General features: G+C 73.0%; 14 protein-coding genes and 1 tRNA gene. 10 read left to right on the top strand and 5 right to left on the bottom strand.

Going from position 1 to position 10582, the window contains the following annotated elements; genetic code table 11:
* Nucleotides 1-605: ABC transporter permease (locus I5E_RS03665; RefSeq protein WP_022905799.1), on the bottom strand; the 605-nt coding region annotated here is incomplete at its 3' end.
* On the bottom strand, nt 602-2203 hold the full coding sequence (locus tag I5E_RS03660; RefSeq protein WP_022905798.1) for an ABC transporter substrate-binding protein: 1602 nt from the start codon (nt 2201-2203) through the stop codon (nt 602-604). The genes I5E_RS03660 and I5E_RS03665, both read right to left, overlap by 4 nt.
* 256 nt (nt 2204-2459) lie before the next feature.
* On the opposite strand from I5E_RS03660, the gene I5E_RS03655 reads away from it, so the two are divergent.
* Genes I5E_RS03655 through I5E_RS03645 form a run of 3 tightly spaced genes read left to right on the top strand, consistent with a single transcriptional unit; the run spans nt 2460 to nt 4086 of the window.
* Nucleotides 2460-3053, top strand: a complete 594-nt coding sequence (locus tag I5E_RS03655; protein WP_022905797.1) for a molybdopterin-dependent oxidoreductase — start codon at nt 2460-2462, stop codon at nt 3051-3053.
* Nucleotides 3050-3835, top strand: a complete 786-nt coding sequence (locus tag I5E_RS03650) for an FAD-binding oxidoreductase (protein ID WP_022905796.1) — start codon at nt 3050-3052, stop codon at nt 3833-3835. Before I5E_RS03655 ends, I5E_RS03650 begins: the two co-directional genes overlap by 4 nt.
* Complete coding sequence (locus tag I5E_RS03645; RefSeq protein ID WP_022905795.1) at nt 3832-4086, top strand: DUF6510 family protein; 255 nt, start codon at nt 3832-3834, stop codon at nt 4084-4086. The genes I5E_RS03650 and I5E_RS03645 overlap by 4 nt, the downstream gene beginning before the upstream one ends.
* 287 nt (nt 4087-4373) lie before the next feature.
* On the opposite strand, the gene I5E_RS03640 is transcribed toward I5E_RS03645, so the two are convergent.
* A tRNA-Gly gene (locus I5E_RS03640) sits at nt 4374-4445 on the bottom strand.
* A gap of 42 nt (nt 4446-4487) precedes the next feature.
* Here I5E_RS03640 and I5E_RS03635 point away from each other — a divergent pair.
* The 4 genes from I5E_RS03635 (at nt 4488) to I5E_RS03620 (ending at nt 6682) form a co-directional block, all read left to right on the top strand.
* Nucleotides 4488-4697, top strand: a complete 210-nt coding sequence (locus I5E_RS03635) for a hypothetical protein (protein WP_022905794.1) — start codon at nt 4488-4490, stop codon at nt 4695-4697.
* A gap of 189 nt (nt 4698-4886) precedes the next feature.
* Complete coding sequence (locus I5E_RS03630) at nt 4887-5585, top strand: GAF and ANTAR domain-containing protein (protein ID WP_022905793.1); 699 nt, start codon at nt 4887-4889, stop codon at nt 5583-5585.
* 12 nt (nt 5586-5597) lie between these two features.
* Nucleotides 5598-6311 (top strand): GAF and ANTAR domain-containing protein, encoded by a 714-nt coding sequence (locus I5E_RS03625; RefSeq protein WP_022905792.1) that lies wholly within the window; start codon nt 5598-5600, stop codon nt 6309-6311.
* Nucleotides 6312-6439: 128 nt separating this feature from the next.
* A complete protein-coding gene (locus I5E_RS03620; RefSeq protein WP_022905791.1) occupies nt 6440-6682 on the top strand; it encodes a hypothetical protein in 243 nt (80 codons plus the stop codon).
* 9 nt (nt 6683-6691) lie between these two features.
* On the opposite strand, the gene I5E_RS03615 is transcribed toward I5E_RS03620, so the two are convergent.
* The gene (locus I5E_RS03615) at nt 6692-7321 is read right to left on the bottom strand and encodes a class I SAM-dependent DNA methyltransferase (RefSeq protein WP_022905790.1); all 630 of its coding nucleotides are present in this window, start codon (nt 7319-7321) and stop codon (nt 6692-6694) included.
* 44 nt (nt 7322-7365) lie between these two features.
* Here I5E_RS03615 and I5E_RS03610 point away from each other — a divergent pair, with 44 nt between their 5' ends.
* The 3 genes from I5E_RS03610 to I5E_RS03600 all read left to right on the top strand — a co-directional run bounded on the left by I5E_RS03610 (nt 7366) and on the right by I5E_RS03600 (nt 10251).
* Nucleotides 7366-8046, top strand: a complete 681-nt coding sequence (locus I5E_RS03610; RefSeq protein WP_022905789.1) for an HAD family hydrolase — start codon at nt 7366-7368, stop codon at nt 8044-8046.
* 48 nt (nt 8047-8094) lie between these two features.
* Entirely contained in the window at nt 8095-8919 is an 825-nt protein-coding gene (locus tag I5E_RS03605) for an ornithine carbamoyltransferase (RefSeq protein ID WP_022905788.1), read from the top strand.
* Nucleotides 8920-9009: 90 nt separating this feature from the next.
* On the top strand, nt 9010-10251 hold the full coding sequence (locus I5E_RS03600) for an MFS transporter (RefSeq protein WP_022905787.1): 1242 nt from the start codon (nt 9010-9012) through the stop codon (nt 10249-10251).
* Nucleotides 10252-10405: 154 nt separating this feature from the next.
* On the opposite strand, the gene I5E_RS23230 is transcribed toward I5E_RS03600, so the two are convergent.
* Nucleotides 10406-10558: a DUF4396 domain-containing protein gene (locus I5E_RS23230; protein ID WP_261974851.1), complete on the bottom strand. Its 153-nt coding sequence runs from the start codon at nt 10556-10558 to the stop codon at nt 10406-10408.
* Nucleotides 10559-10582 lie beyond the last annotated feature (24 nt).

Below are 10582 nucleotides of genomic sequence, written 5' to 3'. Positions count from 1 at the left end.
AGGGTGAGCACGATGATCGGCAGCCAGATGGTCGGCAGCAGCTCGGCCACCGTGGCGTCGCTCCCCCGCAGCACGACCGCGGGGAACAGCGGCAGCCCGATCGCGAACAGCAGCACGAGCACGGTGGCGACCATGAACTCCGGCACGCTCATCACGACGAGGCTGACGATCGAGATGACCCGGTCGGACGCGCGGCCGCGGCGGACCCCCGCGACGACCCCGAGCGTGAGCGACAGGGTGACGCCGACGAGCATCGCGGGGACGGCGATGAGCATGCTGTTCCGGAACGCGGTGAAGAGGGTCGGGGCGACGGGTTCCCCGCTCACGAGCGAGGTGCCGAAGTCGCCGTGCACCGCGCCGCCGAGCCACTCGAGGTACCGGAGCCAGACGTTCTGGTCGAGCCCGAGCGACTCCCGGAGCTGCTTGACCGCGTCCGGTGTGGCGTTCTGGCCGAGCAGCTGCTGCGCGACGTCGCCGGGCAGCGCCTGCACGGCGAGGAACACGAACAGCGACGCGAGCACGACCGTCAGGACGGCGATGCCGAGGCGGCGGAGGACGGGGACGAGGACGTCCGACGGCGCGGTGCGCCGGGGTGTGGGGGTCATCGGCGCAGTCCGATCCGGAGGTAGTCGAACTCGAAGCCGTACTCCGAGTAGTTCACGACGTCGCGGGACAGCCCGACCAGGCGGTCGCCGAACATCGGGGTCATGTCCGCACCGTCCTCGACCACGAGCCGCTGGGCGTCCTGGTAGAGGGTCAGGCGTTTCGCGTCGTCCATCTCGGCACGGGCGTCGTCGAGCAGCCCGTCGAACCGCTCGTTCGACCACGCGCTCTCGTTGTACGACGAGCCGGACCGGAAGATCTGGTTGAGGAGCTGGTCGATCGGACGGCCCGTGAACCAGTAGCTCACCATGAGCGGCTTCTGCATCCAGATCTGCGTGTAGTACGAGTCCGAGCTGGCGTTCTGCACGGTCAGGCGGATGCCCGCGTCCGCGACGGCGTCGCGGTAGGCGACCGCCATCGGGGTGAACACCGACTCGTAGCTCGACGTGTAGATCGACGTACGGAGGTCCGACCGGCCGGCGGTCTTGAGCAGCGCCTTCGCCTTGTCCGGGTCGTACTCGCGGTGGTCGTCCACGAACGCGGCGAGCTGCGGCGGCACCGGGTTGTCCCAGCCGGGCGAGCCGGTGCCCTGCAGGGCGGTGTCCACGATCGTGCGGGGGTCGTACGCGAGCTTCATCGCCTGCCGGACCCGCGGGTCGCGGAACTCCTCGGAGGTGGCGAGCATCGGGATCGTGTACCACTGCGCGTTCTTCGAGCGGGCGATGGTCGCGCGGTCGGAGGCGGCGACGACCCGAGCCGTCGCGAAGTCGAGGTTCGTCTGCGAGATGAGGTCGATCTGCCCGGCGAGCAGCGCGTTCACCCGGGCGGTGGTGTCCTGGATCGAGAAGAAGTCGATCCCGTCGAGCGCGGGGCGACCGGCGAAGTGGTCGTCGAAGGCCTCGACGCTGCCGGCGCCCGCCGGGGTGAAGGACGACAGCCGGAACGGCCCCGTCCCGATGCCGGTCCGGCCGATGTCCGTGATCGCGTCCGCCGGCACGATGTAGCACTGGTAGGCGGTGAGGAGCGACGGGAACTCGGCGTTCGGCTTCGTGAGCGCGAACCGCAGCGTGTACGGGTCCACGGCGGTCATGGAGCGCGCGTCCATCACCTCGCCGAGCACCCCGGCCTGCGGGCTGCCGGTCTTCTCGTCGAGGATGTGCCGGATGCTCGCGATCGCGTCGTCCGCGGTGCAGCGCGACCCGTCGTGGAACCGGACCCCGCGGCGGAGGCGGAACGTCCACTCGGTGCCGTCGGCGTTCGCCGACCACTCCTCGGCGAGGTCGGGCACGGTCCGGCCCTGCTCGTCGAGCTTGACGAGCCGGTTGTAGAGCGCGCCGAGGTACTCGTACGCCGACAGCGAGCTCGCGGAGTCGAGCGTCTCGGCGGCCGAGGCTGCCGGACGGGCGATGCGGAGCCGACCGCCGCGCCGGGCGGTCCCGGTGGCGGCCGCCTCGGGCAGGTCGGTGGTGCCGGCCGAGGCGCCGGAGCTGCACCCGGTGAGCGTCAGCAGGCCGAGGCCGGCGAAGCCGGCGGCGCCGGTGAGGACCGCGCGACGGCTCGGGCCGCGGGCGTTCCGGGGTTCGTGGACGATGGGTGGCATTCGGGGTGACCCCTCCTGGTAATCGTTCCGGTGAACGATAGAGGGCGGATCGCCTGCGGCCAAGCCCGGCGTCGGACCCGCACGGCGCACCGGACGGCCCCGGATCCGCGGGCTGCGGGCGATCGAGCGGTCCAGTGCGGCCCCGCCACGGGCGCGGGAACGTTTACCAAGCCGTTACACGAGGGCCGGTCGGAGGCGGGATGATCGACGACAGCGGCGACCACGCGGTCACCGGACGCGCGAGCGAGGAGCACCGATGGCGACCTTCACCCGAGGCTTCGGCGGTCGCCGCGACGACCGCGATGATCCGCGCATCCCGCCCGGCCAGACGCTCGTGCGCGACTGGCCCGTGCTGTCCGCCGGCGCCACCCCCGACATCGAGCCCACCGACTGGGCGTTCTCGATCCGGACCGAGTCCGAGCTGCACACCTGGACGTGGGACGAGGTGCACGCGCTCGGGGTCGAGGACGTCACCGTCGACATCCACTGCGTGACGCACTGGACGAAGCTCGACATGCCGTGGCGGGGCGTCCCGCTCGACCGGCTGTTCGAGGACGTCGAGACATCGCTCGACTTCTGCATGGTGCACAGCTTCGGCGGCTACACGACGAACGTCCCGCTCGACGAGCTGCTCGACGGCCAGGCGTGGATCGCGTTCGAGGCCGACGGCGAGCCCCTCACCCCCGAACACGGCGGGCCGGCCCGCCTGCTGGTCCCCCACCTCTACTTCTGGAAGAGCGCGAAGTGGGTGCGCGGCATCGTCATGCAGTCCGAGGACGAGCCCGGGTTCTGGGAGAACGCGGGCTACAACCTGCACGGCGACCCGTGGAAGGAGGAGCGGTACTGGTGAGCGCCGTGGAGGGCCTGGAGGCACGGATCGCCCCGCCGACGTCGGCACCGGCACGCAGGCGGCCGGCCTGGCACGCCGCGACGGTCGCCGCCGTCTCCCCCGAGACGCCGAACGCCCGACGGATCGTCCTCGACGTCCCCACCTGGCCGGGCAACGACCCGGGACAGCACCTCGACCTGCGCCTGACGGCCGAGGACGGCTACCAGGCGTCACGCTCCTACTCGATCGCATCGTCGGGCACGGCGACCTCGGTCGTGCTCGCGGTCGACCGGGTCGAGGACGGCGAGGTCTCCCCCTTCCTCGTGGACGCCGTCGAGGTCGGGGACGCCCTCGAGGTGCACGGTCCGCTCGGCGGCTGGTTCGTCTGGCGCCCGGGCGTGTCGGACCGCCCGGTGCAGCTCGTCGCCGGCGGATCCGGGGTCGTCCCGCTCGCCGCGATCGCCACCGCGCACGCCGAGGCCGAGGACCCGGCACCGTTCCGGCTCCTCTACGCCGTGCGCACCCCGGACGACGTGTTCTTCCGCACCGAGCTCGACCGGGCCGAGGCCGCAGGGGTCGACACCACCGTCGTGTACAGCCGCCGGGCCCCGGACGGTGCGACGACCCCCGCCGGACGGCTCACCCGGGACGCCCTCGCCGCCGCGGTGTTCCCGCCGGACGCCGGCGCCCTCGTCTACGTCTGCGGGTCGACGCCCTTCGTCGAGCAGGTGCTCACCTGGCTCGGCGAGCTCGGTCACGACACGACCGACGTCCGCGCCGAACGGTTCGGAGGGAGCGCATGACGATGCTCGACGGCAACGCGTTGGCCGGGGCGCTCGCCGGGTTCCTCGGACCGGACCCGACCGTGGCCACGCTCCGGTGCTCCGGGTGCCGGACGGTCGGGGCACTCGCGGTCACGCGGGTGCACGCCAGTCCGATGGGCGTCGTCGCGCGGTGCCCGCACTGCGACGACGTGCTCGTCACGGTCGTCGACGTCCCGGGAGGGCCCTGGATCGGCATCCCGGGCGCGCGCGTCACCCCCGGCGACGACTGAGGGCGTTCGGCGAACGGAGCGCGAGCGCCACGCCGTGTCGGCGCGCGGACGTGCGGGATCCGTGCGGGAAACCGCATGCTGGCGGAAGTCGACCCATCCGGACGACGCCCCGTTCCGGATCACTCGATGGGCGCTGACCGGACCACCCATCCGCAGGCGCTCGAGTGGGCACGGTGGCCCGCGCGTCCGAGGGGCGCGGGCACCCGAAGCCTGCGCCCCCGGACCGGGAACGGCTGCCGTCCCCATGACGAAGGCCCCGGTCGGGTGACCGGGGCCTTCGTGTACCGAGCGGATGACGAGATTCGAACTCGCGACCCTCACCTTGGCAAGGTGATGCGCTACCACTGCGCCACATCCGCGTACACGAGAACACTACCAGGCCGAGGGAGTTCGATCGCACCATGAGCTACGTGCACGACAACCCCGGCGGTACCGAGGCCCACGGTGTGGACCTGGTCGACGGCGACCGGCCCGCGGTGCGCATCCTCGTGCACGGCGACCTGCCGACGACGATCGAGCACGAGGGCCGCACCTGGCTGTCCTCCGGCGAGAGCCACGACGACGGCGACGACCAGGCGCCCCCCATCGCGATCTACCGGCCGGTCGGCTGAGCCGACCCGCGCCTCCTGGACCGTCGGTGCCCGACCGCGTGACGTGACACGCGCTGCGGAACGCATCCGGTTCGTCCCGGCGGCGCCCGGCGTGCACTAGCGTCGGGGGTGCGGGCAACGGATCAGCGCCCGGTGTGGACCGTGCGACCGACCGCCGCCCGGACACCCGACAGAGAGCGGTGCCCGCCCATGGACGACTACGCGGCCGCGGCGTCCGCCATGCAGGCGGCGCCGGACGGCTCGGACCTCTGTCCGCCCTTCCTCGCCACACTGCCCGTGACCACCGTCGGGATCTCGACGCTCGGGGACCCGTTCGGCACCGCCACGGTGTTCGCCAGCGACGCCCTCGCCGAACGCGTCGACGAGATCCAGTTCGACCTCGGCGAAGGCCCGTGCTGGGAGGCGTTGGACACCCGTCGGCCGGTCCTCGAACCCGATCTGCGGGTGACGCCCGTCGAACGGTGGCCCCTCGCGCTCGACGGGCTGCTGAGCGCCGGGGTCGGCGCCATCTTCTCCTTCCCGATGCGCATCGGGACGATCCCGGTGGGCGCGGTCGACCTGTCGATCGGCCACGACCTGACCCTGACCGCCGCCCAGGTGCGCGGCGCGGTCGAACTCACCGAGGTCGCCGCTCGCCGCGTCCTCCGCAGCGCGCTCGTCGCCGCGACCGCGGATGAGCACACCGCGACCGAGAACGGACGATACTCACGACGAGAGGTGCACCAGGCCACGGGCATGGCCGCCGCGCAACTCGGCGTGAGCGTCGAGGATGCGCTGCTGGTCCTCCGCGCGCACGCCTTCGCCACCGAACGACCGGTCCGCGACGTCGCCGCGGACGTCATCGCACGCCGACTCGACCTCGCCCGGCCGTACGGTTCCGAGACCTAGGGAGCACGCACCATGGCACCGACTCGCGAGCACCGACTCGTCGACACCTTCGTCGCCCTGACCGACACCCTCGTCGACGACTACGACGTCGTCGAGCTCCTGCAGAACCTCGTCGACAGCGTCGTCGAGATCTTCGATGCCTCCGCGGCCGGCATCCTGCTCGTGAACCAGGAGCAGCAGCTCGAGGTGCTCGCGTCCACGAGCGAACGGTCCAGCTTCCTCGGCCTGCTCCAGCTCGACTCCGGCGAGGGGCCCTGCGTGGAGTGCTTCGCCACCGGCACGACCGTCTCCGGCCGCGACCCCGCCGAGATGCAGCGTCGGTGGCCGACCTTCGCACGCGCCTCGGCCGAGTCGGGGTACGCCTCGGTGCACTCGATCCCGATGCGCCTCCGCGAGACCACGCTCGGGTCGCTGAACCTCTTTCGCGAAGCCGAGGGTGCCCTCAACCGGGACGACGCGCTCGCCGCCCAGGCGCTCACCGACGTGGCCACCATCAGCATCCTGCAGCAGCGGTCCCTCGAGCACGCGACCCTGACGCAGCAGCAGCTCCAGCGCGCGCTCGACAGCCGGGTCGTCATCGAACAGGCGAAGGGCTTCGTCGCGCACACCCACCAGGTGGAGATGGACGACGCGTTCGCGATGCTCCGCGCGTACGCCCGTTCCCACCAGCTGCTGCTCGCGGACGTCGCCCGCGCGGTCGTGGAACGGCGACTCGTCCTCCCCTGAGCGCCGGACCCGAGCTGGTGGCGGCGGGTGCACGGTCCACCGCTCAGCCGTCGGGGACTAGCGTTCGACGAGGTGACCCCAGTCCACGGCCGCCGGAACGATCCCTTCGTCCAGCGACCGGAAGCACCATGACCTCCCTCTCCAGTTCCGAGCAGTCCGACACCGATGACGTCCGCTGGGCCTCGGTGGACGCACGGACCTGGGAGGCGCGCTGCGGCTCCCACGTGATCGGCACGGTCGTCTTCGGGTCGCGGTACATCGTGCGGCTCCGACACGGCGACCTCGCGGGGTCGCACACGAGCCTCGAGAGCGCGAAGGCGCAGCTCGAGGCCTGGGTCCGCTGGCAGTCCGGGCCTCCCGGCGAACTCTGACCGCCCGGGTCAGCGCGGCGCGGACGGACCGCCCCGGCGTCGCGCCGAGACTGCTCCGTGCGGCCTGGGCGTCTGCGCGTCGGCATCCCGTGTCGACGTGGCGACGACCTCGAAGCCGGCGGCGGCGAGCTCGCCGACCAGGTGGCCGACCGACCAGCGGTACGCGGTGGTGACGGCGTGGTCGAACGGCTCCACGCGCTCGCCGGCGAAGAACCCGACGAGGAGCTGCCCGCCCGGTCGCAGCACCCGCGCGAACTCCGCCAGGGGACGCCCGAGCGCGTCCGGGTCGTGGTGGATCAGCGAGTACCACGCGAGGACCCCACCGAGGCGCTCCGGCTCGTCGGGGAGCGCGTCGACGTCCGCGACCGCGAACGCGACGCCCGGGTGCGCCTGCCGAGCGTGGTCGACGAACGCCGGGGTCCGATCGATCCCGCGCACGTCGTGGCCGAGGGCGGCGAGGTGCGCACTCCAGTGCCCGGGCCCGCACCCGGCGTCGAGCACGGGGCCGTCGACGGTCGCGGCCCACGCCCGCACGAGCGCTTCGTCGGACGGGTGCACGGACGCCATCGAGCCGAGGAGCTCCGCGTACTCCGCAGCGCGACGCCCGTAGGCCGCCGTCACGTCGTCCGTCCTGTCCATCCCGGCCATCGTACGGTCGGCCGGAGCCGCCGTACCCTTGCCACGTGCGCGCGCCCCGAGCGGTCGGCTTCGACCTCGACGACACCCTCTTCGACCATCGTGGCGCCGCGCGTGCCGGTGCCGCCGCCTTCCTCGCCGGACTCGGCGTCACCGTCACCCCGTCCGTCCTCGACGCCTGGTCGGACGCGGAGGACACGCAGTTCGAGCGCTGGCGCTCCGGCGAGATCGGCTTCCAGGAGCAGCGGCGCGAACGGCTCCGGACCGTCATGCCCCCGCTCGGGATCGCGCTGCCCCGGGACGACCGTGGGGTCGACGTCGTGTTCGAGCAGTACCTCGGCGCCTACCGAGCCGCCTGGCGGGTCTTCCCGGACGTCCTGCCGCTCCTCGGGGAGCTCCGCGCCCGGGGGCACCGTCTCGGCCTCCTGACGAACGGCACCACCGCCCAGCAGTCCGAGAAGCTGCGGGTGACGGGTCTCGACACCGCCTTCGACGTGGTGTGCACCTCGGAGCGCATCGGTGTCCAGAAGCCCGACGCGCGCGCCTTCCACGTGCTCGCCGACGAACTGGGCGTTCCCGCGACGGCGTGCCTCTTCGTCGGCGACGACCCCGTGCGGGACGTCGCCGGGGCCCGGTCGGTGGGGATGCGCGCGGTCCTCGTCGACCGACGGACCGGTGATCCGAGTGGTCTCCGCGCCCGGGTGCTGACGGCACTCGGCGAGCCCTGAACGGCAGCACCGACCCGCTCCGACCCGACCGTTCCCTACGCTGGTGGGATGCGCTCCCTCACCCGGCTCGACGACTGGACGGTGGACGACGTCGCCGAGGTCTTCGCCCTCGCGGACGCCTACCGCGACGGCCGGGGACCGACGACCGACGGTTCGGCCGTGATGTTCTTCCCCGCGACGAGCCTGCGCACCCGGGTGACCTTCGAGCGGGGTGCCGCGGCGATGGGCCTCCAGCCGATCGTCTTCCCGGACACGACGCTCGACAAGCCCGAGGCCCTGGCCGACGTCGCCGGCTACCTGGCCTCGTGGGCGGACGTCCTCGTCGTCCGCCACCACGACCTCGCCGTGGTCGAGGGCCTGGCCGACGCCGGCGTGCTCCCCGTGGTGAACGCCATGACCGACGAGAACCACCCGTGCGAGGTCCTGTCGGACCTGTACGCGCTCCGGAGCTCGGGCGCGGACCTCGGCACCCTGCGCTTCCTGTTCGTGGGAGCGGACGGGAACATCTCCAGGGCCTGGCAGGAGGCCGCACGAGTGCTGCGGCTCGACCTCGTGCAGTGCTGTCCGGACGGCCTCGTGACCCCCGGAGCGGTGTGGACCGACGACCTCGCGACCGCGATCCGGACGGCGGACGTCGTGCTCACGGACGGCCCCGGGCGGCATGCCGAGGCACTCGAAGCCTTCCGGATCACGGCGGCCCTCCTCGACACCGCGCCGGCCGGCGTCCGCCTCGCACCGTGCCCGCCGTTCGTCCGCGGTCGCGAGGTCAGCGACGACGCGGTGGCGCACCCGGCGTTCGTCGGGCACGCGTTCAAGGCGTCCCTGCTCCCGGTGCAGCAGGCCGTCATGGCGCACTGCACCGGACTCGGCTGACCCGACCGACGGGCGTCACCCGCGCCTCCGGGCCCCGTCCACCGCGCGCGCCCGGTTGCCCGCGCGACAGCGGTCTGCGAGCGTTGGCGCATGGGTGACGACGTGACCACGCTGCGCCGAGTCCCCGGGTTCCGCCCCTACTGGACCGCCGCGACCGTGTCGGCGTTCGGATCGGCCGTCAGCGCGGTCGCGATCCCGGTTCTCGTGGTGACGGTCCTCGACGCCACGCCCGTCGAGGTCGGCCTGGTGAACGCTGCCCAGTTCGTCCCCTACGCGCTCTTCGGCCTGCTCATCGGCGCGTCCGTCGACCGTGTCCCGCGGAAGCCGCTGCTCGTCTGGGCGAGCATCCTCCGCGGCGTCTGCCTCGGGACGATCCCGCTCCTCTGGTGGGCGGGGCTCCTCGACCTCTGGGTGACGGCTGCGGTGCTGTTCCTCTTCGGTGTCGCGTCCGTCGCGGGGTTCGCCGCCACCCAGTCACTGCTCCCCCGGATCGTGCCGCGCCCGCTCCTCACGGCGGCGAACGCGCGCGTGGACCAGAGCGACGCAGCGGCGCAGACGGTGGGTCCGGCGCTCGGCGGCGTGCTCGTCAGCATCGTGACCGCACCGGTCGCGATCGCCCTCGACGCGATCAGCTACCTCGTCGACGCCGTCCTCGTCGCCCGGATCCGGGTCGTCGAGGAGACCGCGCTCAGGCGGCCGGGTTCGAAGCTGCGGAGTGACATCGCCGACGGCCTGCGCTGGACCTACGGCCACGCGACGCTCGCCCCGCTGGCGCTCTCCACACACCTCTGGTTCCTCGCCAACGCCGCCGCGCTCACCGTCTTCGCGACCTTCGCGCTGCGCACCCTGGCCCTGCCCGCGGCCGTGTACGGCGGCATCATCGCAGTCGGCGGCGTCGCGACGCTCCTCGGCGCCACCGCGGCACCCTGGCTCGGGACCCGCTTCGGTGCCGGACGGACGATCATCGCCGCACGAGCCGCCTACCCGGTGGCCTGGGCCGCGGTCACCCTCGCGGCCGTGGCCGCGACGACGGGCCCGGCGGCCGTCGCGGTCCTGTTCGTCGCCTTCGCGGTGCACGGCGCGGCCGCCGGGTGCGAGAACGCGAACGAGATGAGCCTCCGACAGAGCGTCACGCCGGATGCGCTCCTCGGTCGCACGAACGGCACGGTGCGGAGTGCGAACCGGACCCTCGCGGCCGTCGGAGCGATCGGCGGCGGTGCCGTCATGACCGTCGCCGGAGACGGCGTCGCCCTGGCCGCGGTGACCGTCGTCTTCGTCGCCGCCGTCCTCGTCGCGGCGTGCTCGCCCCTGCGGACGGCCGGCGCCCGGTAGCGGATCCCGCTCCGCGGGGCCGGCGGACGGTCATCGCGTGTGGCGCGAGCGGCCGTCGGACGGGAGGCACGGTGCCAGCTGGCACCGCGCCTCCCGTCCGTCGTCGGTCCGGCCCGACGGCGGACGCTCGACCGGCAGCGCGGGCACCGGCTGCTCAGTGGTGGGCGTGGACGACGGCGTGACCGAGCCCGCGGCTCATCATCCAGCGGTTGACCGGCGTCGTCACGACGAAGGCGAGCGCGAGGGAGAGCGCCAGTGCGCCCCAGAAGAGCCACTGGTCGAGCTGTGCGTCCATGGCGCCCGGGATCGCGACGACGACGGTGTGTCGATG

Source organism: Curtobacterium sp. B18, from assembly GCF_000333375.1.
Lineage (GTDB): Bacteria > Actinomycetota > Actinomycetes > Actinomycetales > Microbacteriaceae > Curtobacterium.
The sequence above is the reverse complement of the archived record's forward strand: the minus strand, read 5'-3'. Positions and strand labels throughout refer to the sequence as shown.

What these genes read in the sequence shown, in the direction of transcription:
- I5E_RS03660 (WP_022905798.1), bottom strand. Translation starts at nt 2,203, where the DNA reads ATGCCACCCATCGTCCACGAACCCCGGAACGCCCGCGGCCCGAGCCGT.
- I5E_RS03655 (WP_022905797.1), top strand. Translation starts at nt 2,460, where the DNA reads ATGGCGACCTTCACCCGAGGCTTCGGCGGTCGCCGCGACGACCGCGAT.
- I5E_RS03645 (WP_022905795.1), top strand. Translation starts at nt 3,832, where the DNA reads ATGACGATGCTCGACGGCAACGCGTTGGCCGGGGCGCTCGCCGGGTTC.
- I5E_RS03635 (WP_022905794.1), top strand. Translation starts at nt 4,488, where the DNA reads ATGAGCTACGTGCACGACAACCCCGGCGGTACCGAGGCCCACGGTGTG.
- I5E_RS03630 (WP_022905793.1), top strand. Translation starts at nt 4,887, where the DNA reads ATGGACGACTACGCGGCCGCGGCGTCCGCCATGCAGGCGGCGCCGGAC.
- I5E_RS03625 (WP_022905792.1), top strand. Translation starts at nt 5,598, where the DNA reads ATGGCACCGACTCGCGAGCACCGACTCGTCGACACCTTCGTCGCCCTG.
- I5E_RS03620 (WP_022905791.1), top strand. Translation starts at nt 6,440, where the DNA reads ATGACCTCCCTCTCCAGTTCCGAGCAGTCCGACACCGATGACGTCCGC.
- I5E_RS03615 (WP_022905790.1), bottom strand. Translation starts at nt 7,321, where the DNA reads ATGGACAGGACGGACGACGTGACGGCGGCCTACGGGCGTCGCGCTGCG.
- I5E_RS03605 (WP_022905788.1), top strand. Translation starts at nt 8,095, where the DNA reads ATGCGCTCCCTCACCCGGCTCGACGACTGGACGGTGGACGACGTCGCC.
- I5E_RS03600 (WP_022905787.1), top strand. Translation starts at nt 9,010, where the DNA reads ATGGGTGACGACGTGACCACGCTGCGCCGAGTCCCCGGGTTCCGCCCC.